Origin of the sequence: Methylorubrum populi (genome assembly GCA_036946625.1) — a bacterium.
GTDB classification, from domain to species: domain Bacteria; phylum Pseudomonadota; class Alphaproteobacteria; order Rhizobiales; family Beijerinckiaceae; genus Methylobacterium; species Methylobacterium populi_C.
In genome coordinates, this window is sequence record JAQIIU010000002.1 from 903,375 (window position 1) to 929,583 (window position 26,209).

The 26,209-nt window shown below is 63.4% G+C and carries 24 protein-coding genes and 3 pseudogenes; 17 read left to right on the top strand and 10 right to left on the bottom strand.

Features of this window, described 5'->3' with window-relative positions:
- Positions 1 to 36: 36 nt before the first annotated feature.
- Positions 37 to 990: a hypothetical protein gene (locus PGN25_06265; GenBank protein ID MEH3117207.1), complete on the top strand. Its 954-nt coding sequence runs from the start codon at positions 37 to 39 to the stop codon at positions 988 to 990.
- Here PGN25_06265 and PGN25_06270 read toward each other — a convergent pair.
- Positions 958 to 1,383, bottom strand: coding sequence for a hypothetical protein (locus tag PGN25_06270; protein MEH3117208.1), 426 nt, complete (start codon positions 1,381 to 1,383; stop codon positions 958 to 960). The genes PGN25_06265 and PGN25_06270 overlap by 33 nt on opposite strands.
- Before the next feature lie 81 nt (positions 1,384 to 1,464).
- Here PGN25_06270 and PGN25_06275 point away from each other — a divergent pair, with 81 nt between their 5' ends.
- From PGN25_06275 to PGN25_06285, 3 genes are read left to right on the top strand one after another with little or no spacing between them, the layout of a single operon-like run.
- Complete coding sequence (locus PGN25_06275; protein MEH3117209.1) at positions 1,465 to 1,854, top strand: transposase; 390 nt, start codon at positions 1,465 to 1,467, stop codon at positions 1,852 to 1,854.
- The gene (gene tnpB / locus PGN25_06280) at positions 1,851 to 2,198 is read left to right on the top strand and encodes an IS66 family insertion sequence element accessory protein TnpB (protein MEH3117210.1); all 348 of its coding nucleotides are present in this window, start codon (positions 1,851 to 1,853) and stop codon (positions 2,196 to 2,198) included. The genes PGN25_06275 and tnpB overlap by 4 nt, the downstream gene beginning before the upstream one ends.
- Before the next feature lie 45 nt (positions 2,199 to 2,243).
- Entirely contained in the window at positions 2,244 to 3,578 is a 1,335-nt protein-coding gene (locus PGN25_06285) for an IS66 family transposase (protein MEH3117211.1), read from the top strand.
- Here the strand turns inward: PGN25_06285 and PGN25_06290 are convergent.
- Entirely contained in the window at positions 3,488 to 4,483 is a 996-nt protein-coding gene (locus PGN25_06290; protein MEH3117212.1) for an IS481 family transposase, read from the bottom strand. The genes PGN25_06285 and PGN25_06290 overlap by 91 nt on opposite strands.
- Positions 4,484 to 4,621: 138 nt before the next feature.
- Here PGN25_06290 and PGN25_06295 point away from each other — a divergent pair.
- From PGN25_06295 to PGN25_06310, 4 genes and pseudogenes are all read left to right on the top strand, one after another.
- Positions 4,622 to 5,405 (top strand): annotated as a pseudogene (locus tag PGN25_06295) (IS5 family transposase).
- Between the two features lie 134 nt (positions 5,406 to 5,539).
- Complete coding sequence (locus PGN25_06300; GenBank protein ID MEH3117213.1) at positions 5,540 to 5,893, top strand: DUF6516 family protein; 354 nt, start codon at positions 5,540 to 5,542, stop codon at positions 5,891 to 5,893.
- Positions 5,890 to 6,279 (top strand): transcriptional regulator, encoded by a 390-nt coding sequence (locus PGN25_06305; protein ID MEH3117214.1) that lies wholly within the window; start codon positions 5,890 to 5,892, stop codon positions 6,277 to 6,279. The genes PGN25_06300 and PGN25_06305 overlap by 4 nt, the downstream gene beginning before the upstream one ends.
- A 2-nt stretch (positions 6,280 to 6,281) precedes the next feature.
- Positions 6,282 to 6,635: pseudogene (locus PGN25_06310) on the top strand (recombinase family protein).
- Here PGN25_06310 and PGN25_06315 read toward each other — a convergent pair.
- The 7 genes and pseudogenes from PGN25_06315 to traA all read right to left on the bottom strand — a co-directional run bounded on the left by PGN25_06315 (position 6,622) and on the right by traA (position 14,424).
- The gene (locus PGN25_06315; protein ID MEH3117215.1) at positions 6,622 to 8,259 is read right to left on the bottom strand and encodes a recombinase family protein; all 1,638 of its coding nucleotides are present in this window, start codon (positions 8,257 to 8,259) and stop codon (positions 6,622 to 6,624) included. The pseudogene PGN25_06310 and the gene PGN25_06315 sit on opposite strands and share 14 nt — an antisense overlap.
- A gap of 18 nt (positions 8,260 to 8,277) precedes the next feature.
- Positions 8,278 to 8,772: a GNAT family N-acetyltransferase gene (locus tag PGN25_06320; GenBank protein ID MEH3117216.1), complete on the bottom strand. Its 495-nt coding sequence runs from the start codon at positions 8,770 to 8,772 to the stop codon at positions 8,278 to 8,280.
- Positions 8,769 to 9,059 carry a DUF1778 domain-containing protein gene (locus tag PGN25_06325; GenBank protein MEH3117217.1) on the bottom strand — a complete coding sequence of 97 codons (291 nt, stop codon included), beginning with the start codon at positions 9,057 to 9,059 and terminating at the stop codon, positions 8,769 to 8,771. The genes PGN25_06320 and PGN25_06325 overlap by 4 nt, the downstream gene beginning before the upstream one ends.
- A 43-nt stretch (positions 9,060 to 9,102) precedes the next feature.
- The gene (locus PGN25_06330; protein ID MEH3117218.1) at positions 9,103 to 9,339 is read right to left on the bottom strand and encodes a hypothetical protein; all 237 of its coding nucleotides are present in this window, start codon (positions 9,337 to 9,339) and stop codon (positions 9,103 to 9,105) included.
- Positions 9,326 to 9,604, bottom strand: coding sequence for an AlpA family phage regulatory protein (locus PGN25_06335; GenBank protein MEH3117219.1), 279 nt, complete (start codon positions 9,602 to 9,604; stop codon positions 9,326 to 9,328). The genes PGN25_06330 and PGN25_06335 overlap by 14 nt, the downstream gene beginning before the upstream one ends.
- 266 nt (positions 9,605 to 9,870) lie before the next feature.
- Positions 9,871 to 11,289, bottom strand: coding sequence for a hypothetical protein (locus PGN25_06340; protein ID MEH3117220.1), 1,419 nt, complete (start codon positions 11,287 to 11,289; stop codon positions 9,871 to 9,873).
- 132 nt (positions 11,290 to 11,421) lie between these two features.
- Positions 11,422 to 14,424: pseudogene (gene traA, locus PGN25_06345) on the bottom strand (Ti-type conjugative transfer relaxase TraA).
- A gap of 170 nt (positions 14,425 to 14,594) precedes the next feature.
- Between traA and PGN25_06350 the strand changes: the two are divergent.
- The 7 genes from PGN25_06350 to PGN25_06380 all read left to right on the top strand — a co-directional run bounded on the left by PGN25_06350 (position 14,595) and on the right by PGN25_06380 (position 23,780).
- On the top strand, positions 14,595 to 14,921 hold the full coding sequence (locus PGN25_06350) for a conjugal transfer protein TraD (GenBank protein ID MEH3117221.1): 327 nt from the start codon (positions 14,595 to 14,597) through the stop codon (positions 14,919 to 14,921).
- A 1-nt stretch (position 14,922) separates the two neighbouring features.
- A complete protein-coding gene (locus PGN25_06355; GenBank protein MEH3117222.1) occupies positions 14,923 to 15,192 on the top strand; it encodes a conjugal transfer protein TraD in 270 nt (89 codons plus the stop codon).
- A 230-nt stretch (positions 15,193 to 15,422) separates the two neighbouring features.
- A complete protein-coding gene (locus PGN25_06360) occupies positions 15,423 to 16,133 on the top strand; it encodes a hypothetical protein (GenBank protein ID MEH3117223.1) in 711 nt (236 codons plus the stop codon).
- Positions 16,134 to 16,204: 71 nt separating this feature from the next.
- The gene (locus PGN25_06365; GenBank protein MEH3117224.1) at positions 16,205 to 17,413 is read left to right on the top strand and encodes an XRE family transcriptional regulator; all 1,209 of its coding nucleotides are present in this window, start codon (positions 16,205 to 16,207) and stop codon (positions 17,411 to 17,413) included.
- Between the two features lie 131 nt (positions 17,414 to 17,544).
- The gene (locus PGN25_06370) at positions 17,545 to 20,238 is read left to right on the top strand and encodes a DNA methyltransferase (protein MEH3117225.1); all 2,694 of its coding nucleotides are present in this window, start codon (positions 17,545 to 17,547) and stop codon (positions 20,236 to 20,238) included.
- Positions 20,238 to 23,372: a DEAD/DEAH box helicase family protein gene (locus PGN25_06375; protein MEH3117226.1), complete on the top strand. Its 3,135-nt coding sequence runs from the start codon at positions 20,238 to 20,240 to the stop codon at positions 23,370 to 23,372. The genes PGN25_06370 and PGN25_06375 overlap by 1 nt, the downstream gene beginning before the upstream one ends.
- A gap of 123 nt (positions 23,373 to 23,495) precedes the next feature.
- Positions 23,496 to 23,780, top strand: a complete 285-nt coding sequence (locus PGN25_06380; protein ID MEH3117227.1) for a conjugal transfer protein TraD — start codon at positions 23,496 to 23,498, stop codon at positions 23,778 to 23,780.
- A 279-nt stretch (positions 23,781 to 24,059) separates the two neighbouring features.
- Here PGN25_06380 and PGN25_06385 read toward each other — a convergent pair whose 3' ends face one another.
- Positions 24,060 to 24,521, bottom strand: a complete 462-nt coding sequence (locus tag PGN25_06385) for a MarR family winged helix-turn-helix transcriptional regulator (protein MEH3117228.1) — start codon at positions 24,519 to 24,521, stop codon at positions 24,060 to 24,062.
- A gap of 121 nt (positions 24,522 to 24,642) precedes the next feature.
- Between PGN25_06385 and PGN25_06390 the strand changes: the two genes are divergently transcribed.
- Positions 24,643 to 25,836 carry an MFS transporter gene (locus PGN25_06390; protein MEH3117229.1) on the top strand — a complete coding sequence of 398 codons (1,194 nt, stop codon included), beginning with the start codon at positions 24,643 to 24,645 and terminating at the stop codon, positions 25,834 to 25,836.
- Positions 25,837 to 25,942: 106 nt separating this feature from the next.
- Positions 25,943 to 26,191, top strand: coding sequence for a DUF6499 domain-containing protein (locus PGN25_06395; protein MEH3117230.1), 249 nt, complete (start codon positions 25,943 to 25,945; stop codon positions 26,189 to 26,191).
- Positions 26,192 to 26,209: the final 18 nt, after the last annotated feature.

A 26,209-nucleotide genomic window follows, 5' to 3' on the forward strand; every position in this document is an offset into this window, starting at 1 on the left:
CCTGTCATGCGGCAGGGGCGAGCAAGGAGCCACGTCATGACGCTCAGCATGCCCAAGGCTCGCCTTGTCATGCATGGCATTGTCAGGTCGACCATCGTCACCGCGAAGGACTACGAGCCCAAGAGCGGCCAAGCGCTAAGATGCCTCGATCTTCGGTGCGGTGCCCGTCTCGGACATGTGCAGGCCCATCCACGTAACGGTCGCGATACGAACGCATACTTCCGCCGCGCTCAAGGCTCGGAGCACTCGCCGACGTGTCGTTTCAACGTTGATGGAACGGTCAGGCGTCTGGTTGCGGGCTCGCAAAGCCTCGATAAGTACGCAGGCATCCTCGGAGCCTCTCCGGATGGGCATTCAATCGTCCGCTTGAACATCCTGTTCGATGCGTTGAACGGCCGGATACTTCGCTACCATCCGGACGGAGAGGCCATACCCGGCGACAGAATTGGTGCCGAGTTCGTGACTGGGGACAGGCAACTCTTGCCCTACCTGCGGAGAGCCAGGGCCATCGTTGCCCTTATCGCTCGGCTTGGGGGCGCCGATGAACTACGCGATAACCTCAGGATCAGGTACGAGGGGCACGATTTCCGGTGGGATGATTTCTTTTACGGCCCGGGCGAACTGGATCGGCTGTTTCGGTACCTTCGGCAACGCCACGAGAACGGGCAAGCTCGACATCCAGTAGCCGTTGTCGTTGACCCTCTGACATCATCAGGACGCCTTGAGCGCAATAAAGATATCTTTGTCGGATGTAAATATAAGTCAATCGAAGCATTAACGCAGGGCGACCTCCGCATCTCACCCCTCCTTATATGCAAAAGGCAGTCGCTTGCACAGGATCTCTCTGAGCGCGGCGCCCATCTTGTCTGTGGCATTCCGCGACCAAAGTTGGATGCTTTCGAACTGTTTCCTGGCCGCGGTGAAATTGAAAACGCAAAGATTTACATCATCATCTTTTCACGCAACCAATATGCGCGATGGTCTCATTGAACTGGGAGCGAGGTCTGTAGCACCGTGCTCAATGTCCTCGGGGGTCGGTTCAAAACTGGATGGAAGCAAGATTGCTGTACGTCTGACGCACTCGAAATTCGGTCCGGAAGAGATCATTCCGAGGAGGAACAACCAACCGATGGAAGCGTCCGGCCAAGACTGCGTTTGTTCAAATAAATCTTCATCCCAGTACAAACAGAGATGACCCTCTATCTCGATAAGAACGTCGGAATGGTCCACGAAGAGGCGCTTATTCCTCACAAGGATGGAACGTCCCGTCGCGGCGTATGCCAAAGCCGCTTCGCGTGATGAGAAGACGCCGATAGAGAGGGCGAGCATGTATTTGCCACTACGCCATTCGGTACCGGCTGCAAAGCGGTCCGTGGTACTCATGGCGTACGCATCCGGCGAAGGCCACCTTGTGAGCTGGCCCGTTGAGGCTGAGGTCATAGGAGTAATCCTAGGACCTTGAGCATGACCCAGGCGGGTATCGAACTGGTGAGAGCCGAGCGGCGTCGACGCTGGACGCGGGCGGAGAAGGAGCGGTTGGTTGCCGCTTCGTTTGAACCGGGTGTGTCGACCTCGGATGTCGCCCGCCGGGCCGGTCTCCACGTCAGTCAGCTGTTCCGCTGGCGCAAGTTGCTGTGCGAGCGTGTCGGTGCTCCCACGCCAGCGCTAGTCCCCGTCGTGATCGCTCCCACGCCCGCCGCGATGACGGTCGAGCCTGGTCGAGAGCCCAACCGCGGCCGTCGCTCCGGCGGGGTGATCGAGATCGATCTCGGCAGAGGCCGGCGCGTTCGGGTCGGCTCCGACGTCGATGCCGCGGCGCTTCGGCGGGTGCTCGACGCCCTGGAGGGCCGATGATCCCGCTGCCGGCCAACGTGCGGGTTTGGCTGGCCACTGGCCACACCGACATGCGCAAAGGCTTTTCCAGTTTGGGCCTGATCGTCCAGGAGACGCTCAAGCGCGATCCCCATGGCGGGCATCTGTTCGTGTTCCGCGGACGGCGCGGCGACCTGATCAAGGTGATCTGGCACGATGGCCAGGGCGCGTGTCTCTACACAAAGCGGCTCGACCGCGGCCGTTTCCTGTGGCCCTCGGTGGCGGATGGAGCCGTGACGATCTCGACGGCGCAACTCGGCTACCTGCTCTCGGGTATCGACTGGCGGATGCCGCAGGAGAGCTGGCGTCCGAGCGCTCTCGGCTGAGGATAACGCGTTACAGCGCTTGAAGAATATGCTCTTCTCTCAAGCGTGCCGAACGCGCCCGAGCCCCCGCCGCTTCCCACGGATCTTGCCGCCGCCCACGCCATGATCCTGGCCGAGCGGGCGGCCCGGCTTGCCTCGGAGATCGCGGTCGAACGGCTGAAGCTGGAGGTCGCCCGGCTGCGGCGAGAACGGTTCGGGACCTCCTCGGAGCGCAGCGCCCGGATCGACCAGCTCGAACTCGTCCTGGAGGATCTGGAGGAGACGCTGGCCGAGACCCAAGCGCAGGCGGCCGCCGAGCCCGAAGCACTCTCCGGTGCGGCTTCCTCGCGGCGCAAGCCCGCCCGCCGGCCTCTGCCCGAGCACCTGCCGCGCGAGCGCGTCGTCCATCCCGGCCCGACGACCTGCGCGTGTTGCGGCGGAACGCGCCTTCGTCACCTCGGCGAGGACGTCACCGAGACCCTGGAGCGGATCCCGGCGCGCTGGGTCGTGATCCAGCACGTACGCGAGCGCTTCTCGTGCAGCGACTGCGAGACGATCGCGCAGGCTCCGGCCCCGTTCCATCCGATCCCGCGCGGACGAGCGGGCCCGAACCTCCTCGCCGAGGTGATGATGGCCAAGTTCGGCCTGCACCTGCCGCTGCATCGCCAGAGCCAGCGCTTCGCCCACGAGGGCGTACCGATCGACGTCTCGACGCTGGCCGGCTGGGTCGGAGCGGTGACGACCGCCCTGTCGCCCCTGGTCACCCGGATCGAGGCCCATGTTCGAGGGGCTGAGCGCCTGCATCTCGACGACACGCCCGTACCGGTCCTGGCCAAGGGCAAGACCCGCACGGGGCGGCTCTGGACGGTGGTGCGTGACGACCGACCCTTCGGCGGTCCCGAGCCGCCGGCTGTGGCCTACTTCTACTCCCCCGACCGCTCTGGCGCGCATGCCGAGACCTGGCTGGGCGATTTCCACGGCATCGTGCAGGCGGATGCCTTCTCCGGGTTCGGTCGGCTGTACGAGCCCGGTCGCAAACCAGGCCCGCTCCGCGAGGCGGCTTGCTGGGCGCATGCCCGGCGCAAGTTCTTCGAGCTGGCTGACCTGAGGAAGGCTCCGATCGCCATCGAAGCGGTGGCGCGGATCGACGCGATCTTCGCGCTCGAGCGCACCATCATTGGCCTCGGACCGGACGACCGCCGTGCGCATCGAAGCGCCCGCTCGGCCGCCCTCGTCGCCGAGTTGAAGGCGTGGCTGCTGGCCAACCGTGCCAAGCTCTCGGCCAAGGCTCCGGTGGCGCAAGCGATCGACTACATCTTGTTTGGTCCCGGCATTTGGTGGAGCGGGTTTGACCTGAAGCGGCCGGGCTCAGCGGACCATGCCTTGCAGATGGCTTCGTAGGGCGTGAGGCCGCGCAGGGTCTTCAAACGGCGTGCGAAGTTGTAGGCGCTGACAAAGTCGGCCAAGTGCGCACGGAGTTGCGCGTGGCTGTCGTAATGGTAGCGCTTGACCGTCGCGTCCTTGATCGTGCGGTTCATCCGCTCGACCTGACCGTTCGTCCAGGGGTGGCGCGGTTTGGTCAGCCGATGGTCGATATCGTTGCGGGCGCAGGCAAGTTCGAAGCTGTGGGCTCGGAAGGTCTCGCCGGCTACAATCGCCTCCTTGATGACGGAAGCGGCCGAGGCGACGTTGCCGGGCGTGGTGAAGTGGGTGCCGTTGTCGGTGAGCACCGTGTGCACCTTGTAAGGCACGGCCTCGATGAGATGGCGGAGGAAGTCACCTGCGACCCGCCGCGTGGCCTTCTCGTGGAGCTCAACGAAGGCGAACTTGGTCGTGCGGTCGATAGCGACGAGCAGGTAGAGTCGCCCTTCGGCTGTGTGAACCTCGGCCAGATCGATGTGGAAATAGCCGAGCGGGCAGGTCTTGAAGCGTGACCGCTTGGGCTTGTCACCGTCGACCTCCGGCAGTCGGCTGATGCCGTGGCGCTGCAGGCACCGATGCAGCGACGAACGGGTCAGGTGCGGGATCGTCGCCTGGAGCGCGTAGAGGCAGTCGTCCAACGGCAGGAGCGTATGGCGGCGAAAGGCGACGACGACCGCCTCGTCCTCCTGTGACAGCACCGTCGAGCGGGGATCCTTCGGACCCGTGCGCTGATCGGCGACCGAGGTCCGCTGCCGCCACTTGGCGACCGTCTTCCGGTTGATCCCGTAGCGCTTCGAGAGCGCCCTCAGGCTCGCTTGACTATGCTGGATCGCTCGACGGACTGCCTCCGTCGTGGTGGCGCTGCCGTGAAGAACTTGGCCCATAGCGCGTCCCTCCACTCCAACGTGAAGAGTGCACCATCAAACCCTGGGATCAAACAGCTAGGTCGCGGTGAGGAATGTAAGGGAGTCAGTCTGGGGCAAGTTTGGAATGGGAGGGTTGGCCGATTGAGGAGATCGGCGATGTCAGTTGAGGTAGACGCGCTTCGGGACGATCAGTGGGAGCGCGTGAAGGGCTTCGTGCCCGGCGGGACGAAAGGGAAGCGTGGTCCCCGCACGGACAACCGGCGGTTCCTCGATGCGCTGCTGTGGATGGCCCGCTCAGGCGGGCGCTGGAAGGACTTGCCGAAGCGTTTGGGCGACTACCCGACGGTGAAGCGGCGCTACTACGATTGGATCGCGCGCGGCGTTCTGGATCAGATGCTGGCGGACTTGGCGCGCGAAGCCGATCTGGAATGGCTGATGATCGACTCGACCATCGTGCGCGCGCATCAGCACGCGGCTGGCGCGCGCAGGGAACTGGCGCGCGCAGGGAAAAAGGGGGCCGGATGCCCAGGGCCTGGGTCGGTCGCGCGGCGGGCTGAGTACCAAGATCCATGCGGCCGGCGATGCACTGGGCAACCCGGTGCGCCTGCTTGCCAGTCCGGGCCAGCGCAACGACATCACGCTCGCTCACGATCTGATCGCGGGCTTCGAACCTGACGCTGTTCTGGGCGACAAGGGCTACGATGCCGATCCCCTGGCGGAGGCGATCGAGGCGAGCGGAGCCGAGGCGGTCATCCCGCCCAAGCGCAACCGCAAGAGCCCGCGCGCCTACGACCGCGACCTGTACAAGGAGCGCAACAAGATCGAGCGCTTCTTCAACAAGCTCAAGCAGTTCCGCCGCGTCGCCACCCGTTACGACAAGCTGCTCGTCAACTTCATGGGCTTCGTCAAACTCGCCGCCATCGCCATCTGGCTCAGATAGTTAATTCCTCACCACACTCTAGAAATCTTCGAGCGGTATTTCGGCGACGTGCTCGACCGGCTGTTTGGCCCCACCGACGCCGATCCCGACAATCAGGGCTTGCCACCGTTAACATCAGATGGTAACAGTAAGTCATGAGCGAGGATCGTGACCCGAGCCTCGACACGCTTCTGGACCTCGACGGTCAGGTGCTCGTTGTCGATCCCGAGGGCGGCCATTGGGTGAAGTTCATCATCACCCGCGTTCCGGCATCGCCGGAGAAGCCGCACGGCCTCGATTACTCGCTCACGCTTCACGGGCCTTCGGGCGAACGGCTGGTTGGCTTCGATAACGCCCACCCGGTCGGTCGGGGCAGACGTGGCGAGCCGATGGATCATAGGCACCGCCTCCAGACCGTGAAGCCCTACGCCTACGAGGATGCGGCCACGCTGCTGGCCGACTTCTGGCAGGCGGTGGACGCGGTGTTGAAGGAGCGAGGCGTAACATGACCACCTTGAAAGTCGGGATAGCCGGCTACGACGAGATGAAGGCCCGCACCATGCGGATCGCGCGCGGCGAAGAAAAGCCGGCGGCGGACGATCCGAAGGTGTGGTTCACATCCATGGAATCCTTCGCGCAGCTCCTTTCGAGCGGGAACCGCGAGCTGCTGCGCGTCATCGACGAGCAGTCACCCGGATCGCTGGAAGAACTGTCGCGGATCACAGGGCGGGCAAAGCCCAGCCTGTCCCGAACCCTCAAAAAGATGGCGAGCTACGGCCTGATCCGCATGGACCCCGGCGAGGGCCAGAAGGTCGTTCCCAAAGTGCTGCATGACCGCGTGGAGCTGGAATTGCCGCTGATAGAACGCCGCACGGCGAAAAGAGGCCGGTCGTGAATATGCAAAGTCCCCATGTCGCGCTGCGCGCCGCGCTCTACCTGCGCGTCTCCACGACGCGGCAGGCCGAGCATGACGTCTCGATCCCCGACCAGCGCAAGCAGGGCGAAGCCTATTGCGCGTCGCGCGGCTATCAGCTTGTCGAAACCTTCGTGGAAGCCGACGCGTCCGCCACCAATGACCGCCGCCCCGAGTTTCAACGGATGATCGAGGCCGGCACGTCCAAGCCCGCGCCCTTCGATGTGGTTGTGGTCCATTCGTTCAGCCGCTTCTTCCGCGATCACTTCGAGCTGGAGTTCAACGTCAGGAAGCTCGCCAAGAACGGCGTCAAGCTGGTCTCCATCACGCACAAGATGCCACTGGCGGCATAACTTTGCTGGGGCGCTTGGCCTCCTTCGTGGTGGCGAAGGCGAGGATGCCCATGAGTTCGCCGCGCAGCTCGGCATGGACCTCGCCGCGCTTCGGGCCGGGCGTCAGCACGATCTCGCCGATGAGCGAGCGCAGCGCCTCGGCCGCCTCCCGGCCGCCATCCCGGTCGTTCAGCACCTCGGTGAACCGCTCCACGTTCCGGCGATAGAGGTCGGCGACATTGGGATGCACGTCGGGAACGTCTGACGGGGCCTGCACCCTGCGGGCGGCGATCTCCGCCTTGTCGCGTTCGAGTTCGTCCATGCGCGCCTTCATCGACGGCTGATACAGTCCATCCTCGATCGCCGCCATGATGCCGGCAATCGCCTTGTCGATCTTGGCGAGCGCCTTGTGATCGGCTTCCGCCTGCGCCCGCCTGTCACGGTTCATCCGGTTCGTTTCCTCCGCATAGGCGCGCACGGCTGCCGCGACCGCCTCGGACGACACCAGCTTCTCCTTCAGGCCCGCCAGCACGCGCGCCTCGATGTCGTCGCGCCGGATGGTGCGGCCGTTGTCGCAGACGCCCTTGCGCAGGTGATTGCGGCAGGCGTAGCGGCCGGTCATCACCATGCTGATCCTCCCGCCGCAGCAGCCGCAGGTGAGCAGGCCGGACAGAAGCGTGACGGGACGGTTGGTGAGATGCAGCCTTTTGGCGCGTTCCTCGCGGCTGGCGGCGGCGTGCGGGACGTAGAGGGCGGAGATGCCGCGCTGGCGTTCCCGCACCGCCTGCCACAGCGCATCGTCCACGATCCGCAGGTGCGGCGCTTGCGTCCTGATCCATGCGCTTTCCGGATTGACGCGGGAGACGCGCGTTCCGGTCTCCGGGTTCTTGACGAAGCGCTGCCGGTTCCAGACCAGCACCCCGGCATAGAGTTCGTTGTTGAGGATGCCGGTGCCGGCGGCGGCGTTGCCGCGAATGGTGGCGTCGATCCACGGGCGGTTCCGAAGTCCGGGAACGCCCTCGCGGTTCAACTGGAAGGCGATCTCCTTCGGGCTTCGGCCGCCGGCGTAGTCGCGGAAGATGCGCCGTACGATCTCGGTTTCTTCCTCGACGATGGCGCGCTCGCCCCGGATCGGCTCGCCGCTGGCGTCGAGCTGGTGGATCACGCGATAGCCGTAGGCGGCCCGGCCGCTGCCGCTCTTGCCCGCCTCCACCCGCCCGCGCTGGCCGCGATGCACCTTCATGGCGAGGTCTTTCAGGAACAAAGCGTTCATGGTGCCCTTGAGACCGACGTGAAGCTCGTTGATCTCGCCTTCGGACAGGGTGACGATGGAGACACCTGCGAAGCGCAGGCGCTTGAACACGGCGGCCACGTCCTCCTGATCGCGGCTGATCCGGTCCAGCGCCTCCGACAACACGATATCGAAGCGGCCCGCCTGCGCGTCGGCGAGCAGCGCTTGAATGCCCGCCCGGACCATCGACGCCCCGGAGACCGCCCGGTCGGAATAGGTCTCCACCACGGTCCAGCCCTCGCGCGCCGCCCGCTCGCGGCACTGGCGCAACTGGTCCTCGATCGAGGCGTCACGCTGGTTCTCGGAGGAATAACGGGCGTAAAGGGCAACGCGGGGCATGGTGGCGTCCTTCCGGTGCTAGAGGGTCTTCAAGTCCTTGATGAGCGCGAACAGGTGGAGCGGGTCGGACGGCGACGGCTGGAAGTCGAACCGCTCGTAGAAGGACCGCGCCGCTTCGTTCTTGGCATGGACGACGAGAGCGCGGATGCCGGCGATGTCGGCCGCTTGAAGCGTGCGCAGGACGGCGTCGCGCAACAGGCCTGCGCCGATCCGCTTGCCCTGCCAGGTCTCGGCGACCGCGAGCCGAGCCAGCAGCATGACCGGGACGGGATGGCGCGCCAGTCCCTTGGCCAGCCGCTCGGGCGCATCCTCGTGACGGACCTCGCCGACGACGAGCGTGTAGAACCCCACGACGGCGTCGTCATCCGCGACGCCGACATAGGTCTGCGAGGCGTTCGCCATCTGGCTGGGCAGGGCGAAGCGGACGAGGAAGTGGTTCAGCGCGTCCTCACCGCAATCGAACGTCTCGACGGCGTGACGGCGATGCAGCTTCTCGATCCGCAAGCCCGTCACCGGCGCGCATCGTCCGAAAAGACGCTCGGCTCGCTCAAGAGCTTGCGCAGGCGCGGCAGGTCGCGCGGCGGCGCGTCGAGGGCTGCGGCGAAGGCGCCCCACCGATCCGGAGGAAGCTGGAAGACGCGGCGGTCGGCAAGGGCTTCCTCGGCGCGCCCGAGGGCGCTTTCCAGCACGAACTCGCTCAATGATCGGCGCTGCGCCTGTGCGGCGGCGACGAGGGTGTGCTTGGCCTCTGGCGTGATGCGAAGGTCGAGCTTTTCGGTGCGGTTGGTGCGCGTGGCCATGATGGAGCCTCCTGAACGCACTCTAGTAAGATGGCTGACATTGTCAAGACATTTTGTCGCTGTCATCCAACGGGTTGCCAGAGCGCGGCGCGTTGGCGTTGGCGGCCGCGATGCGTGCGGCGAAGTCCTCGCGCGCCATGCGCCTGCCGATCAGCCGGGCGACCATGAGGACGACATCATCGACCCTGCGGAGCGTCTCAGGGCCGGGACTGCCTGCGTCACCGTTGTCGTTGGCCGCGACGAGAGACTTTTCCTCACCGGGCGGGTTAGCCGGCGTCACGGATGCGAGCCTTCCTGCCGGGATCGTCATTGTCGTTGGAGGGCCGCCATGCGGCAGGGTTTGCGACCCAGCGGGCGATCTCGGATGCGTGCCAGCCCGCACCGGCGATCGTGATCTTGAGCTGGGCGGGGAACGTGCCTTCCCTGATCTTCCGGTAGATGGTGGATCGGGACAGTCCGGTCAGCGATCTGACGGTGTCCATTCGGACGATACGTCTGGTTCGCGCATAGCTCTGCTGCCTCCTGCTGGCTGTTTCCGAGAAGATCAGAGGCAGTCAGAGAGCAGGCTTGCCGTTCTGCAAGAGGTATTTGATGCCCATAGGGCTATAGCGAAGAGACGGCGGCGAAAGGGATGGTTCGAGCATAAACGCCAGCAATAAAGAGGCCCGCGCCCTGCTCGCAGAACTTTCGAGGCGACCAGAGATTCGCAGTGGCACCGGCTTGGATTTATGGCGTGTCTCGCGGATGCGCCGAAGAATTCTACTGGCTCTGATCGTCAGCGATGACGTAATCGACCTATGCGGCGACTGACCTACGGCCCGGCCCGAAATGTGCGCTCGGGAACGAACATGCCGTAGCGATGGGCTTGCCATGAGAATGCTGCCGCGATTTCGTCACCCGTGCATCCCAGTGCGCGCAGAACGTGATATCGCCCCAAGGCGGTGAGATAGCTCAAATACGTCACCATCTCGTGAGCGACATTGCTGGAAAGTTGCAGACCCTGACCATGCGGCAACAGGTTTCGAATGTCGCGAATACGTCGCAAATTCGGATTGCCACGGAAATCGTCATCGCTCCAAAACTGATGGAGGCGTTCAAGACGTTTCAGCAACGAGTAGCTATTGCGCGCGCCGCCACGCAACCGCTCGAACAGCGCACGATCCGCCTCTGAGCCATGTTGCTGAACGACCCGTGCGAGGCTCTGCATGCTGTCGCGGAAATCCGGGTCGGCTCCGCTGCCGAACTGACGGCCGTCGAAGTCTTCCAGGCAACCGATCAGCTCACCATAGCCTTGGGTCAGTGAAAGCTCCTGATCCTCGACGCTTTGAATGACGTTCGCCAAGTAGATGAGTTCGTCGCTGCCGCCGACAACCCGGTTAAGCAGTGCCTCCAGCGAGATCGCCGAGCGGCCTTCGACGGTCAACCGCTGGGATGCGCGTGGCGAAACAGATTTGTTCCTTCCTTTGCGAGCAGGAAGATACCAGAACTCCGCGACGACCTCGCGCGGTTCATCGTTCCACATGCGCGTCCGCGTCGTCGGTAACTGGTAGACAGGGGCCTCTGTTCGGGCACCGATCATGAACTCGAACAGAACGGAAATCCGCCACGTCAGACGGGTGATTGCCTCGTAATCGACCGGCTCGGGAAAGCGCAGGCGCAAAACGGTATATTCGTGCAGCGTCATTGCTTCGCCCTGCGGGGCGCGGGTCGCGCTCGTCACGACGGCTTCGGTTCCGTCTTGCAAGCGAAACGTGCGTTGTCTCGGCGGTTCGACAGCGACGGACAAGGACGGCAAGCCGGCATTTTCGGACCGCGACCAGTCGTGATCGACGAGACGCGGATTGATCCAGGCGTTGATCGCAGGATGCTCGACGACGAGACCGGTGAACATTCGCTCATCGATGTCTTCAAGGAAGACGTTCTTCAGCACCGCATTGACGACGAAGCGATAGGACGCGCGCATCGCGGGCGCATCTACGCTCGCGGTGAACCCGCCGACCGTCTGAATCCAGGGATGGATCAGCGTGGTAGGCCGCTGGTAGTCCAACCAACCCGTCATCGTCCGAGCGTGAAACGTCGGATCGCCAAAGCTATCTGCATCGCCGGCGAAGCGCGCCGTCGTGAGATAGATGCCGTTCTCAAGATCGAAGCTGAGCCGGCCGGGCCAGTGATCGTCATCGCTATGGTTTGCGCGAATCGCAAACCATTCTTCGAAATTATCGAGTTTCATCGAACACCAACGTCTTGGGCAGAGAACTGGAACTTTTGCCTTGAGGAACTCCGGTAAGAATATAAAGCTACAAGGTCTGACGTCGGCGAAACACGGCACCGCGACGGGTAAATCAGTCAGCTATCGGTTTGTTCAGAGGCCCAAGCCCCGTCCTCTCCCCATGTCGATGCCGGCGTGGAAGGCGATCTCGTCGCCGAGACGACGGCCTGATTCGAAGGCGACGCCGAGTTCGCGCTTGCGGTTCGCAAGGAGGGACTCAAGCTGCGGATCGCGTTTCAGGCCGTTCGCCATGTCGCCCATCGCGCGCCGCGTGGATTTGTAGCCGGAAGTGTCGCCGTCCTCATACTGACGCTGGCTGGTCTGGCCGAGCTTCTGCCAGCGCTCCACGAAACGGTCGGCGCGACCGCTCGGGCTGATACCCGCATCCGCATCCCGCCCGGTGCGGATTTCCGTTTCGAGTTGCAGGGCGCGGATCGTGCGCCCGATCCTGCCGGTTCCCGCTTCATGGGCGAGGCTGTTGTCCTTGGAATAGGCGGCTTCCGCATCCTGCCAGCCCTGCGGGCGCACGGCGTCGAACGCCGCGCGCGCCGCGCCGAGTTCGCGCCGCTGCTCGACGGAGGGCGCAAGACCCAGACGCTTTGCCGCGATGATCGCATCGGAGGCGCGGGCATGGCGGACGAGTGCATCGGTGCGGGTCTTGCGCAATGCCGCCTCGGGGGCTGCGGCAAGCGTCCTCTCCCTTTGCGGCTCCACCTCGCCAGCGCCAGACGCGGCCTTGTCGATGGACGCCGCCGGAAGATTGAGTCCATCGAACATGCTGCCGATCCGCTCGCGCACCTGTTCCGGCACGATCTTCCTGACAACCTCGACGACGCGCTCGCGGAAGGTGATGCCGCGCCGCTCGGCATAGACCTCCGCTGGGTCAGCGCGCTCGTAGTCCGACGCCATGTCCTTGGCGCGGTCGCGTGAGAGGACATTGACGAGTTTCTGCTGGCTTGCGAAGTCGTTGTGGCCGTAATGCAGGTCCATGCCGTCGCGATGACGCGACAGCGCGACATAGCTGCCGTGGGCGTCCATGCCCGGCGTTGCCAGAACATGCGTGCGGTCCACCGTCATGCCCTGCGCCTTGTGGATGGTCGCGGCATAGCCGTGATCGATACGGTCGTAGTCCTTGAGGTCGAACGAGATACCGCGCCCGTCATCGGTACGCACGGTCATGCTCTGTGTGCTGACTTCCACGATGGTGCCGAGCGTGCCGTTCTTCACGCCAAGACCGCGCTCGTTTTGCAGGAACATGACTCGATCTCCGGCGGCGAAACTGCGCTCGCCGCGATCGACGGTGACGCGCACATCCTCGCCCAGATCGCCAGCCTCCCGCATCCGCTCGCAGGCAGCCTCGTTGAGTTCGCGCACCTCGGCATTGGTGTGAGTGAGGATGATGCGGCTGCTGTCGGGCGCGGCCTGCCGGTCTCGGTCCCAACGGTCGATCAGATCGCCGCGCGCCTGTTCGCGTGTTTCGGCGGAATGCACCATACCGCTGCGCTCATAGGCGTGGATCGCATTCCCGGTCCTGCCGGTCGCCAGATCGCGTGTGGCGTCGCGCTGCCAGTCCTCACGCTGGCGGCGAACCGCGCTGATTTCGACGCCGCCGTGGCGTTCGTGGATGGAACGGAAGGCCGCGCCCGCCTCGATGGATTGGAGCTGCTGCGGATCGCCGACCAGCACGACCTTCGCGCCGGCCTCGGCGGCATGGGACAGTACCCGCTCCATCTGCCGCGTGCCGACCATCCCGGCCTCGTCGACGACCAGCACGTCGCGGGAAGTCAGAAGCTCGCGACCGTTCTTCCAGCCGTGTTCCAGGCTGGCGATGGTGCGCGACGCAATGCCCGATCCGCCTTCGAGATTCTCGGCCGCGATGCCGGACAAGGCGACGCCCCGCACCTCGTAGCCCGCCGCTTCCCATGCCTCGCGCGCGACGCCCAACATGGCGCTCTTTCCCGTCCCGGCGTAGCCGACGACGACACCGAGGCCGCGCCCCTCCGTGACATGCGCCAGCGCGTCAGCCTGCTCGCCGGACAGGACAAGGCTACGCTGTTCGGCGCGCGCCAGTGCGGCCTCTCTGTCGGCGTCGTTCACGGCGTGGCGCTCCCGCTCGACCATCAGTCCGGCGGCACGATGCAGATGCTGTTCGGCCTCGATCATCGCGCGGGTCGTGAAGCGCTCCTGCCCGCGCCCGTCCTTGCCGAGCTCGATGAGATCCGGCGCGGCGCGCATCGCGCCCATCACCTCGTTGAACTGGTCGATGCCGTCGCTGTGCCGGTGAGCGAACATCGCCATGTCGCGCTGCGTGAAGGTCGATTGCGCATGCGTGATCGCGTCCAGTGCATGCGACGGATCGGCGATGATACGCGCGCCGTTGCCGCGCGCGATCTCGCGGTGCAGTTCGGCGCGATCGGCGGCCTCGATCCCGTCGCCTTCGACACCACGAGTCTCGATGCGTTGCGCGGGGGCGCCAATCTGCGTTTGCGGCTCCAGCGCTATGCCCTGCGCCTCAAGGCTGCGGTGATCAATGCGCGCGTCGATGTCGAGTTCCGCCAGCCGCTCGTTGGCGAACTCGGCCCAGCGTTCGCGCCACCGCTCCACCATCTCCGTGCGGTTCCAGTCGCGCACCTTCGGGCCGAAGCCGTCCTCGTCCACGCTGCGCATGGTCAGCATGACATGGGCGTGGGGCTTCGGCATCCCGTCTTCGCCGGTGTCCCGATGCACGTTGAGGTCGGCGACCATCCCCTGTTCGACGAACTCGGCCTGCACGAAGTCGCGGGCGAGTTCGATGCCCTAGGCCTGCACCATCTCGCGCGGCAGGGCGAACTCGACCTCGCGGGCGAGCTGGGCGTCCTTCCTCACCTCACACGCCTCGACCTCGTTCCATAGACGCTCGCGGTCGCCGAGATGCTCGGGCGCGCCTTCGGGCAGCAGCACCTCGGAATGGACGACGCCGCGCTTGCTGGAAAAGTCGTGGCTGCGCTCGATCCGCTCGTCGCGCAGCCGCGAGGCCGAGCGGTAGGCGGCGGAGGCCACCGCGCTCGACCCGGCCTTGCGGCCGATGACCTTGACGTGAAGATGATAGATCGTCATCGCGATCCAAGCATTCGCACACCCAAGCGCACGTCGGAACGACGTATAAGCGCGCCCTCGAAATGAATTTCTCGGGACTGCCTGCGCCGCGCCACGCTGTCCCGGCAACATTACAGCATTCCGCGCGTCTCTCAAATATCCTGCCGTCACCGACACTGACAGAGGACATGATGCGCAAGCCACGGTACTATGACGCCGAACTGAAGGCGCTCGAAGACAAAGCGCGTGACTTGAAGACGCGCAAGGTTCAGCAACTCGGCGAACTGGTGATCGCCTCCGGTGCCGACACGCTCACCCCTGATGAACTGGCCGGCGCGCTGATCGCGCTGGCAGAGACGAACGATGCCGGGAAGAGGGAGGCGTGGGCGACACGCGGGGCGGCGTTCTTTCGCAGCAAATCGCGGCGATCTGCACCAGCGAATGACCGCGACGACAGCCGCGCTCAGACGCAACCAGGCAGCACGCAACCGCCATCAGGCGACACGGGCGCGAACTGACATGCGAAGCTGGCAGGTCGAACGCCGCAAGCGCACGCGGCACCTCATCGAACTCGGCGGGCTCGTCGTCAAATCCGGCGTCGTCGATCTCACCGGCGACGACCGCGCCATGATCTACGGCGCGTTGCTCTGGATGGCCGACAAATTGAAAAGCGAGGAGGGCAAACGGGCGCGGGAACTCTGGGCCGAGAAAGGCAGGCAGGCATTCACAGCGGAACGTGAAAACGGAACGATAGCCGTCGTGCCGGGCACGTCGCAGGATCAGGCATAACGGATGGCGGGCGGCGCGAAGACCCAGCATCGCAGCGCCGCCCGCCATCATAGCCACCACATAACTGGGTCGTCCGCGTGTTCGTGTCGTGACACTCTGCCCATTCGACATATTCAAGCGATGAGAGCCACGCCTACCTCCCTACTGCCCAACGCAAGGCCATTCGCTTTCCATGTTGCAAAACGCGAAATATGCGGTACAAAATCCTTCAAAGCGATAAGGGGTATCCGATGATCGACATCCGCCGCGCCATACTCGATGCCCTTCCCAAACACCTCCTGCTGGATTTGGAAGACAGGCTGCGGGCAGAAGCGCTCAAGGCGCACGAGGTGGTGCGCAAAGAGTTCTCGCTTAACCCGAAGCGCAGCCGGGAAGCGGAAGGCCAGATTCGGTTTCGCCTTCAGGAGGAAGGCTACGAAGAGGTCGTTCAGCTTCATGGCGGGCACCTACTTGTCGATGGCGTGATGCTCGGCACCGACCTGAAGGTGTTCCAGCCCTTTGCGCGTTTCGCCGGTTCCGAACTGGGCGTGATCCTTGGTTTCGCCGCCATGCCGGAGCAGCGGAAGATCCCCGCCAAGAACATGTCGCGAGCAGCCGGGGTGACGCTTAACGTTCATCTCCAGCCCAGCCTTCTCATCGACGAGAAAAGCCCCCGTCCGACCGACATCTTCGCGCTGTTCTTGACCGCCAGGGATCGTGAGCGCGCAGGAATGATAGAGGAGATCGCCATCGGCGTGATCGGGTCGGATTATAAGGACTTCATCTTCTACGAGTCTCTGGAGAAGTTTCTCGGCGGTTACGCCTCCGATCCGGTTGTTCCTGATGGACCCGCCGGCCCGGATGGCAGCGCCAAGGTCGTGAAGCTGCGTCAAACCCGCAAGCCGTTCCTCGCGCCCGAGACGCAGCCCGACAGCGATACCGAAGACGGAACCGCCGGCTAACCGGAACTCGGTTTCAGACAAGGTGTGGTTGTTCCGTATCCTTGGGGTACGGAGCCGATGGGATTCGAAACATGCGTATTGGCACACCGGGGTTCATACCCGCCCGCTTGAGCGAAGCTCGTGACGCGCGTCGGATTGCGACGAAATCTGCGCTCGCCAAGCGCCTCGGGGTGAGCCCTACCTCGGTGTCGCGGTGGGAGGATCAGGAGGCCGGGCAAAGCCCCGATTATTCCACGCTCGTCCGGCTTGCCGGTGAGTTGGGCGTTCGACCGGAGTTTTTCCTTCGCCCCCCATATCATAGCGAACGTCCGACCTTTCTGCGCTCGTTGGCCAGCACGCTCGTTCGCGATCTAGCCTACCAGAAGGCGCAGATGCACTGGCTTCAGGAAGTCAGCTTCGTGCTGGGGCATTATGTCGATCTGCCCGAGATCGATATTCCCGACGTTCTGGATGGCGCGACCTATGGCGAACTCCGGGATGAAGACATCGAGGATATCGCGTTACGGCTGCGTCGACATTGGAACATGGGCGAAGGCCCATGTGGCGATGTCGTGGCGCTGATGGAGCGGATCGGCATCGTGGTGGCGACGATCCCGATGGGCACGACCAAGCTCGACGGACTTTGCAGTTGGTCTCCGGTCGATGGGCGGCCGCATGTGCTTCTGGCGACCGACAAGATGTCCTTTCCGCGCCGCCAGATGGACGCGGCGCACGAACTCGCGCACGCCGTGCTGCACCAGCAGGTGCCGGAGGAGGAGTTCCAGGATAATCTGCGCATGATCGAACGGCAGGCGTTTCGTTTGGCGAGCGCGCTTCTCATGCCGTCCACGACCTATCCGTACGAGGTGAAATATCCTTCGCTGGCGATGTTCACCAGCCTCAAGGAGCGGTGGCGCGTCTCAATCAAGGCTCAGATCAAGCGCCTCGGTGACTTGGACATCATACCTGAGGAATATGCCCGGCAACTCTACAAGCTTTACTCCGCCAAAGGCTGGTCGAAGGGCGAGCCGCTGGATCAGCATTGGCCGATCGTGGCGCCGAAGGCGCTGCGGGACAGCCTCAACCTGATCGTCGAGAACGGTGTGCGCGGTAAAGCCGACCTTCTGGCGACGGAGTTCACGATTTCAGCGGCCGACGTCGAGAGCCTGTGTGGACTGCCAAGCGGCTGGTTCGAGCGGGAGCCTGCGGAAGTCGTCTCGCTCAAATCGCGCGCCGAAGTCTCGCCCCGCGATGCCTCAGCCGTTGGGGAGGTGATTCCCTTTCCCGACAGGCGGCGATAGGCCGAACCTCGACGTTCGATATCGCCGCGACGCCCTGCCTCGCATTCCGCCGACAATCTCCGGCTACCTAAGCCGCGCTGTGGGCGCTACGCTACCGACAGGAGAATGAATCGAAACGCTTGGGGGATTGCATGGCGGCTGAAGGCGCGGGATCGGCATCTGTTTATAAGCACGAGACGGAGGCTGTTCAGCGCCCGGATGTCGGCGTCGAGGCGCAGTTCTCGAACAAGAAGGCTCCGAAGACATATCGGTACGATTCCAGCCTCGCGCCGGAACTGGCGTGGGACGAGAATGGTGAGCGCGCCTTTGCCGAATGGCTGCTGACCCTGATCGCCGACGCCGCCGACAAGGGCGAGGCCGCCGTGTTCGCCCAGCCGCAGGTGTGGCAGGGAACGGATGAACGCTTCACGTCGCTGTCGCAGTGCGCGGCGCGCCTCCGCAGCCTGACCAAGCCCTTCCTGAACTGGGCCGGGAAGGCCGAGCGCCAGCAGGTCACGGTGCCGACGCTGCCGCTGTTCGTTCACGAGCGCCATTCGACACAGGCCATCCTCGACACCCTGAAGTCGCACAAGGCTACTGGGACGAACCTCGACCTATTCGGCGACATCGACCTCGACGTTGCCGACAAACTGGATGCCTACGAGCACAAGGGGCCGTGGACGAACAGGCTCGTCCTTGGGGATTCGTTGCAGGTGATGAACTCCCTGCTCGAATACGAGGGCATGGGCGGTCAGGTTCAGATGCTCTATTTCGATCCGCCCTACGGCGTGAAATATGGATCGAACTTCCAGCCGTTCGTCCGCAAGAGCCGCGTCAATCACGGCTCCGACGATGAAATGATTCGCGAACCAGAAATGGTGAAAGCCTATCGGGATACATGGGAGTTAGGGCTTCACTCATACCTAACCTATCTGCGTGACCGATTAATGCTGGCACGCGAGCTACTGACCCCATCCGGCTCCATCTTCGTTCAAATTTCCGATGACAACGTGCATCACGTCCGGGAAATTTTGGACGAGGTGTTTCCCGGCGGCTTTGTCTCGCAAATCAGTTTTCAGACGACTTCGGGTTTTGAATCGTCCACGTTGCCAACGGTTGGTGACTTTCTGCTTTGGTATTCCAAGGATAAAAGCAGCGTCCGCTACAACAAGATATTCAAACCGCAGCCCGTTGAGTTGGGCCGAGGCAACGCAAGATGGCTGTTGCTGCCCGACGGATCGTATCGTGGCGTTACAGCCGCCGAAGCTCGCGGCGAGGTGGAGATACCCGAAGGCGCACGCCCCTACAAACCGGGGGATTTGCAGTCCCAAGGTTCTGCGTCCGAACCCCAACCATTTGAATATCAGGGCAGGACCTACAAACCCGGCGCAAGTTCGCATTGGAAGGCGAACTATCCCGAAGGCATGGATCGTCTCGCCAAGGCTGGACGAGTTCATGTAGCCAAGAATAGTATTCAATACGTCCGCTTTGCCGATGATTTTCCTTTCGAACAGACGGGGAATATTTGGACAGACACGATCACAGGAAGTTTTACGGATTCCAAGGTCTATGTTGTTCAGACGGCGACCAAGGTTGTCGAACGGTGCATCCACATGACGACCGAGCCGGGCGATCTTGTGCTGGACATCACTTGCGGCTCCGGCACCACCGCCTGCACCGCCGAACAGTGGGGCCGCCGCTGGATCACCGTCGATACGTCGCGCGTGCCGATTGCACTTGCGCGACAGCGGCTCCTGACCAGCACGTTCCCTTGGTATCGCTTGAAGGAACCAGCGAAGGGACCGGCGGGCGGTTTCATCTATGAGCGTAAGCGGAACAACAAGCGTGAGGAAGTCGGCGGCCTTGTCCCGCGCATCACGCTCAAATCCATCGCCAACGATGAAGACCCGAAGCTTGAAACGATCATCGACCGCGCGGAGGTGAACGACAAGATCACCCGCGTCTGCGGTCCCTTCACTGTCGAAGCTACCATTCAGGCGGCGATGAACATGGAGGAGGATGCCCCGGCGACTCCGCAATCGGCGGCCAGCAATCCACGCGCCTACCTTGATCGCATGATCGAGGTGTTACGTCAGAGCAAGACGCTACGCTTGCCCGGCAATGTCACCCTGGAACTGGAAACGGTCAGCCCGCTCGCCGACCGTGAGTATCTCCATGCGGACGGCGTCGCCCGCAACGGTACGGAAAAGCGCATCGCCATCGTATTCGGCTCAGAAGACGGCGCTATTGGCTCCGAATATGTGTTCAACGCGCATACCGAAGCCTTGCAGCAGGGCTATCAGTCTCTTTTCCTGTTCGGTTTCGCCATCGATGCCAAGGCGCGGGAAATGCTGGCCAAGCTGAAGCTCACCACCACCTACGTTGCCGTCACCCCGGACGTGGTAATGTCCGACCTGCTAAAAACCAGCAAATCGAGCGAGATTTTCTCGATAACCGGCCTGCCGGACGTGCGGCTGGAAGAAGCTGGCAAGGACAAGGACGGAACTGCGCTTCACCGTGTCGTCATCAAGGGCCTCGACATCTTCCGTCCTGACACGATGGAAACCGACGAGGTGAAGGCGGAAAACCTGCCGTGCTGGATGTTGGACGCCAACTATAATGGCATGGCGTTCTTCGCCTCGCAGGTCTTCTTTCCGAAAACCAGCGCTTGGGACAACCTGCAAAAATCTCTGAAGGGGCAGTTCGCCGACAACGTATGGGAGCATCTCGCCGGCACGTCGAGCGAGCCGTTCGCCTTGGGCGACAAGAAGCGCATCGCCGTCAAGGCTATCGACGAACGCGGCAACGAACTGATGGTCGTCAAGACGGCGGGAGCCGATAGCTGATGGCCGCGCCGCAGAAACAGGAGCCGCCGGTCACGGTCGCGGAGGTCGAATCCCCGATCATCAACTCGCCTTTCGTCGAGCCGCAGTGCCATTGGCTCATCGAACGCGGCAAGCCGCCCGTCAGGGCCGATGGTCGGCGGCGGGCGAGCTATTTCTACCGCGTTCCCGAACACGCGGGCTCCGGGCGCCGTAAGCGGGCTCAGACCGAACTGTTCGAGAGTGAGCGTGGCGAGGAAGTCGAGCTTGAGATCGTCAACCTCATCCGAGAGCGGGTGAAGGAGTGGCGAGACGGCGTGCGTTCCGGCGGCGTCGCTTATGACGGCGCGTCGGCGGTGACCAAAGAATTGCTCGACCTGTGGCGCAGCAATGAGCGGATGCAGCGCCTGTTCTTCGCGCAGATCGAGGCGGCGGAGACCATCATCTTTCTGGTCGAGGCTGCCGAGATTTATCGCAAGGGCATTCCCGACGTTCCGAAGGACGAGCCGGGGCTGGAAGCCAAGGCGGCCGGGCTCCGCGCCTTCCTTCGCTATGCGTGCAAGATGGCGACCGGCTCCGGCAAGACGACCGTCATGGGGATGCTCGCATCATGGTCGATCCTCAATCGCGTCGCCGCGCCGAGGGACGAGCGCTTTTCCGATACTGTCCTCATCGTCTGTCCGAACGTCACCATCCGGGAGCGTCTTCAGGAACTGGACCCGGCTTTGGGCGACCTCAGCCTCTATCGCACGCGCCAGCTCGTGCCGCCGCACCGCATGGAAGAGTTGCGGCGCGGCGAGGTGATGATCGCCAACTGGCATCGCCTCGCGAAGAAGGAAACCAACACCGTCAACGGCGACTCCGCCAAGGTCGTGAAGGCCGGCGAGCCTGTCGAGGTGGTGAAGAACGCGGGCAAGGCCAACGAGACGGTCGAGACCAAGTATTTCGAGTCCGACGCCGCATGGTTCAAACGAATCCGCCGCGAGCTTGGCAGCGGAAAGGGGCGAAGCCCGCATTGGCTCATTTTCAACGACGAAGCTCATCACGCCTATCGGCGGGGAGACGTTGCCGAGGGCGAGGAACGCGCACTGGACGAGGATAAGGACCTCGCCAAGAAGAACGCCCGCGAGGCGACCATCTGGATCGAGGGGTTGGATCGCATCCATAAGCTGGCCGGCGGCAGCCGCCGTCGCGGCATCAATCTCTGTGTCGATCTATCGGCAACGCCCTTCTACATTCAGGGATCGGGCAACGAGGTCGGGCAGCCGTTCCCTTGGATCGTGTCGGATTTCGGCCTGCTGGATGCCATCGAGTCCGGCCTCGTGAAGATTCCGCAGCTTCCTTCCCGCGATGTCAGCGGTGCGGAGGAAGCGGCCTACTTCAACATTTGGCGCTGGGTTCAGGCCAAGGCCAAGGAAGACGGGTTCGGCACCAACATCACGCCCGAAATCGTGATGAACTACGCCAGCGCGCCGATCAACCTGCTCGCGGCGGAATGGCACCAACGCTTCGTGGAATGGGAGCAGTTCGCCAAGGCGCAACACCGGCATCCCGTGCCGCCGGTGTTCATCGTCGTATGCCGGGATACGGCCGTTGCGCGCGAGGTTCATAGCTGGCTCGCCAAGGGCAACGACAGCTACGGTGTCTCACCGACATGGTTCCGCAATGCGCCCGGACAGGAAGTGACGGTGCGGATCGACTCCAAGGTGATGGAGGATATCGAGGAAGGCGGCACCAAGGACGAAACCCGCCGCCTCCGGTTCATTCTCGATACTGTCGGCAAGGCGGAATGGACGGGCGGCAAGGTGCCGGACGAATGGGCCGAGCTTGTCCGCAAGCACAATGACAAGGCGGCGAGCGACGATAATGACGGTTCGCTCAAATGGATCGACGAGCGGATTCCGCCGGGCCGCGATGTGCGGTGCATCGTGTCGGTCGCCATGCTGGCGGAAGGCTGGGACGCCAACACCGTCACTCATATCGTCGGGCTGCGCCCGTTCGGCTCGCAGCTTTTGTGCGAGCAGGTCGTCGGCCGCGCGCTCCGGCGCAAGAGCTATGCGCTGAACGAGGACACGCAGATGTTCGCGGAAGAGACCGCAAAGGTCTTCGGCGTTCCGTTCGAGCTGATACCGTTCAAGATCTCGCCGCCCGGCGAGACGCCGCCGCAGCCCGATCCGCATCACATCTACTCGGTGCCGGAAAAGGCCGAGTTCGAAATCACCTTCCCGATCGTCAGCGGCTATCACCAGTCCGGGCAGTTCGACGTGTTCGTGGATTGGGAGCAGGTGGCGAAAGTCACCATCGATCCAATGAGGATACCGCAAACCGTCGAGCTGAGTCCGCTCACGACGCCGGACGGAACCCTGTCTGCCTATGGTCCTGGAGAAAAGCCGGTTCTGTCCCTTAAGGACTGGCGCGCATTGTTCCGGGAGCAGCAAGTTGCGTTCCGCTTGGCGAAGGAAATTTGCACCCGGTGGGCGGCCGACAACGGGGCGGCTGCCGTGCCGATGCAGGTGCTGTTTCCCAAGGTCGCCTTCGCGGCCAAACGCTTCCTTGCGGAGAAGCTTGATCGCAAGGGCGACAGCCAGCCGTGCGACATCCTCTTGGTCGGCGAGTATATGCAGGCCGCCGTGGGCGCGCTCATGGAGGCGATCAAGAAAGGCTCTTCGACCTCTGACGCGGAAGTGGCTGTGATTCCTCAAGGCGCAGCCGGGCGAGGAAGTACGCTGTATGTGGACTTCCACACCACCAAGCCGATCTATCCCGTCACGCGGTGCCATCTCAATGCGATGGTCGCCGACACGAAGAAGTGGGAGCAGAGCGCCGGCTTCCTCATCGACACCCATCTCGGCGTCGATCGCTGGGTCAAGAACGATCGGTTGGGCTTCTTCATCCCCTACCGCAATCGCGGCGTTCCCGCCCGCTACATTCCCGATTTCATAGTCGTGACCGACAAGGGGCTAAACGTTATCGTCGAAACGAAGGGGCAGGTGACGGACAGCGCAGACGCCAAAGCGAAGGCGGCGACACGCTGGGTCGATGGAGTCAATCGACTCGGTACGTTTGGGGAATGGGCTTACTTGTTCGTGACCGATCCGAGCAGCGTCGCTGAGAAGCTGAACACCTTTACCTCGGCGAAAAGCAGCCCTGGCGCATGAAGCTCACGAGATAGCTTCATGCGCCATCATCGGAAGTCTAATCCAATCGCTCCTCAGAGAGGGCTATTGCGTAGACGTAGTTATCATCACTATCGGTCGCGGCCCGGCGATCTGCTTCGGCACATGACGGCGACGACAGCCACGCTCATCCGCAACCGGGCGGCTTGCAACCGGCATCAGGCACAACGGGCGCGGCATGACATGCGGTCGTGGCAAGTCGAGCGTCGCAAGCGCACACGCCACCTGATCGAACTCGGCGGGCTCGTCGTCAAGGCGGGCGTCGCCCAGCTCGCGCGCGATGACCGCGTGATGATCTACGGCGCGCTGCTCTGGATGGCCGACAAGCTCAACAGCGAGGACGGCGAACGGGCGCGGGAACTCTGGACGAGGATGGGAAGGCTAGACTAGCGTTCGAGGCGGAGCGCTCGGCAGGCGCAGAGGACGGGGCGCAGTCGCCGCAGAACGGAGCGTGACCGATGGCGGGCGGTGCGGAGACCTCACATATCGCAGCGCCGACCGCCATCGCGCGGCGACTCGATGTGCTGCCGCCACCAGGGGCATCGGCAATCGTAATTGAGTGCAAGCGGCTATGGGCTGCCCATTGGGCGACTCCATGCCACTCGCCGGGCGGGACACGGCTTGCGAGATCGCGTGGGCAATCAAAAACAAGACGACAAGCGATGCCGCTTACTTTTCGGGGCGATCTACCATCGTGTGATGGTCGTAGAGCTTTCCGAGAAGCTTACCGAGTTCGGTACGCTCGTCCGGAGATAGCGGCTTCATCGCCGCCTCCTGTGCCATCTCGATCCGCTCGTCGAGGTCCCTGAAATAGTCTCTGCCGTCCGCGTGCAGCGAGACGATGTTCTGCCGTCGGCTGGCCGGATCGACGCTCCGGCCGACGATTTTCCGGCCTTCCAGCGCGTTCAGCGCCGCGTTCATGTCGCTGCGGTCGATACCGGTTCGACGGCAGAGTTCAGCCTGCGTCAGTGACCCGAAGGCATCGAGGGTCGCCAGGACCGAGAACTGGTGCCGGTTGGCTCCCGCCTCGGCGAGTGCGTCGATCGTATGCTGCCCCGTGAGGGCGGCGACCTGTCCCAACATGCGGGTGGGCAGCGTCCTCAGTCGCGGCGCGGTCGTGGTGTCTTTCATGGCGTCCCGCCGAACCTCATCCGGTTAAACGGTTACACCCATCGCACAAGTTCGTTGACTCCACCAACAATCGAATGGAATGTTGGTTACACCAACAGTTCTGTGCGCCGGGCTCATGCCGATGACGAATGCGTCCCCCTTCACCCATCTCCGCAGCCTCGCGCTGCTCATGGTGGCGACCCTCACCGTTCTCTCGAACGCCACGATCAGCCCGGCCCTGCCGGGACTGGAGGCCGCGTTCGCCGACACGCCGAATGCGGCCTTTGTCACTCGGCTTCTCGTGACCGCGCCTTCGCTGACCGTCGCTCTCCTCGCGCCAATCGCTGGCCTCTTGGTCGATCGCCTCGGCGGGCGACGTCTGTTGATCCTGGGCGTGCTCGTCTATGCCTTGGCCGGCACGGCAGGCTTCTGGCTCGGCGACCTGCACGCGATTCTCGCCAGCCGCTTCGTTCTCGGTCTGGCCGTCGCGCTCACCATGACATCCCAGACCGCTCTGATCGGGCACTACTTTGCGGGCGAGCAGCGTGCGCAGTTCATGGGCTATCAGCTCGCAGCGACCAATTTTTCGGGGTTTCTCTTCGTCGGCGCCGCCGGCTTCATCGCGGGGTACTCGCCGCAGTGGCCGTTCCTGATCTACGGCATCGCGCTTCTTTACCTCCCGCTCATCTGGGCGTCCGTGAAGGATCCCGAACGACCCGTGCCCGGCGGTGACATCGGTCATGGCGGTTCGCCCGAGACCGCGTGGAAGGGGCAGCTCGCTTTCGTCGCCATGCTGGCGACGAGCACCTTCATCTTGTTCTATATCGTGCCGACGCAACTGCCCTTCCATCTGGCAGACATCGGGCTCCCCGATCCGGCCGTCTCCGGGCAGGTCATTGCCATCCTGACGCTCGTCGGCGGCGTGACCGCACTGCTGTTCGGGCGGATCAGGGTACGTCTCGGAACCGCTTGGACGCCGGCTGCCGGATACGCAGCCATGGCGATCGGATTCCTCGTTTTCCAAGCCAGCTCCTCCGTGCCCGCATTCCTGCTGGGAGGCGCGATCAGCGGGCTTGGTGTCGGTCTCGTCATGCCGAACTTTGCGACCCTCGCGCTCCAGGCTGTGCCGGCCGAACGCCGGGGTATCGCAGGCGGCGTCCTGACCACCGCAATCTTCCTCGGCCAGTTCCTCTCGCCCGTCCTGAGTCAGCCCCTGCTCGGGCTTGTCGGCTTTCCCCAGCTCTTCGGCGTCGCGTCGCTGGTGCTCGTCGGCCTATCGGTCGTCACATGGTCCGTTCTGCGGTTCGCCTTCAATAGCAGGGAAGCCCGTCAATGATCGGGTGGAGCGATCGAGATATCTCGAAACTCGGTATTTCCAACCACGAAGGTTCCACAAGAGCTGGCTCACCAGCGAAATTGAACGGAGCAGCAGGGAGGTAGACATGATCGAGATCGATTGGCGTTCGGCATCGGGCTATCGATATGCGAAGACGATTCCGGCCGCCGGATTCGCCTGGGAATATCTGCGACGACATGCCGAGTATCGGCAGGATGCGAAGCGCCTGACCGAACCCGATCCGCCCGAACCTTGCGAGTTGGACCGGTTTACCGAGCGCTGGGGGTTGCGATTTCCCGCACGATCCCGACAGGACCCGCGGCGACAAGCCCGTCATCTGGACCCCACGGCATAGACCGCACGCGATCCGGCT

What these genes read in the sequence shown, in the direction of transcription:
- PGN25_06395 (MEH3117230.1), top strand. Translation starts at nt 25,943, where the DNA reads ATGATCGAGATCGATTGGCGTTCGGCATCGGGCTATCGATATGCGAAG.
- PGN25_06340 (MEH3117220.1), bottom strand. Translation starts at nt 11,289, where the DNA reads ATGAAACTCGATAATTTCGAAGAATGGTTTGCGATTCGCGCAAACCAT.
- PGN25_06305 (MEH3117214.1), top strand. Translation starts at nt 5,890, where the DNA reads ATGACCACCTTGAAAGTCGGGATAGCCGGCTACGACGAGATGAAGGCC.
- PGN25_06370 (MEH3117225.1), top strand. Translation starts at nt 17,545, where the DNA reads ATGGCGGCTGAAGGCGCGGGATCGGCATCTGTTTATAAGCACGAGACG.
- PGN25_06385 (MEH3117228.1), bottom strand. Translation starts at nt 24,521, where the DNA reads ATGAAAGACACCACGACCGCGCCGCGACTGAGGACGCTGCCCACCCGC.
- PGN25_06275 (MEH3117209.1), top strand. Translation starts at nt 1,465, where the DNA reads ATGACCCAGGCGGGTATCGAACTGGTGAGAGCCGAGCGGCGTCGACGC.
- PGN25_06290 (MEH3117212.1), bottom strand. Translation starts at nt 4,483, where the DNA reads ATGGGCCAAGTTCTTCACGGCAGCGCCACCACGACGGAGGCAGTCCGT.
- PGN25_06360 (MEH3117223.1), top strand. Translation starts at nt 15,423, where the DNA reads ATGATCGACATCCGCCGCGCCATACTCGATGCCCTTCCCAAACACCTC.
- PGN25_06265 (MEH3117207.1), top strand. Translation starts at nt 37, where the DNA reads ATGACGCTCAGCATGCCCAAGGCTCGCCTTGTCATGCATGGCATTGTC.
- PGN25_06350 (MEH3117221.1), top strand. Translation starts at nt 14,595, where the DNA reads ATGCGCAAGCCACGGTACTATGACGCCGAACTGAAGGCGCTCGAAGAC.
- PGN25_06390 (MEH3117229.1), top strand. Translation starts at nt 24,643, where the DNA reads ATGACGAATGCGTCCCCCTTCACCCATCTCCGCAGCCTCGCGCTGCTC.
- PGN25_06365 (MEH3117224.1), top strand. Translation starts at nt 16,205, where the DNA reads ATGCGTATTGGCACACCGGGGTTCATACCCGCCCGCTTGAGCGAAGCT.
- PGN25_06270 (MEH3117208.1), bottom strand. Translation starts at nt 1,383, where the DNA reads ATGAGTACCACGGACCGCTTTGCAGCCGGTACCGAATGGCGTAGTGGC.
- PGN25_06325 (MEH3117217.1), bottom strand. Translation starts at nt 9,059, where the DNA reads ATGGCCACGCGCACCAACCGCACCGAAAAGCTCGACCTTCGCATCACG.
- PGN25_06300 (MEH3117213.1), top strand. Translation starts at nt 5,540, where the DNA reads ATGAGCGAGGATCGTGACCCGAGCCTCGACACGCTTCTGGACCTCGAC.
- PGN25_06380 (MEH3117227.1), top strand. Translation starts at nt 23,496, where the DNA reads ATGACGGCGACGACAGCCACGCTCATCCGCAACCGGGCGGCTTGCAAC.
- PGN25_06355 (MEH3117222.1), top strand. Translation starts at nt 14,923, where the DNA reads ATGCGAAGCTGGCAGGTCGAACGCCGCAAGCGCACGCGGCACCTCATC.
- tnpB (MEH3117210.1), top strand. Translation starts at nt 1,851, where the DNA reads ATGATCCCGCTGCCGGCCAACGTGCGGGTTTGGCTGGCCACTGGCCAC.
- PGN25_06375 (MEH3117226.1), top strand. Translation starts at nt 20,238, where the DNA reads ATGGCCGCGCCGCAGAAACAGGAGCCGCCGGTCACGGTCGCGGAGGTC.
- PGN25_06315 (MEH3117215.1), bottom strand. Translation starts at nt 8,259, where the DNA reads ATGCCCCGCGTTGCCCTTTACGCCCGTTATTCCTCCGAGAACCAGCGT.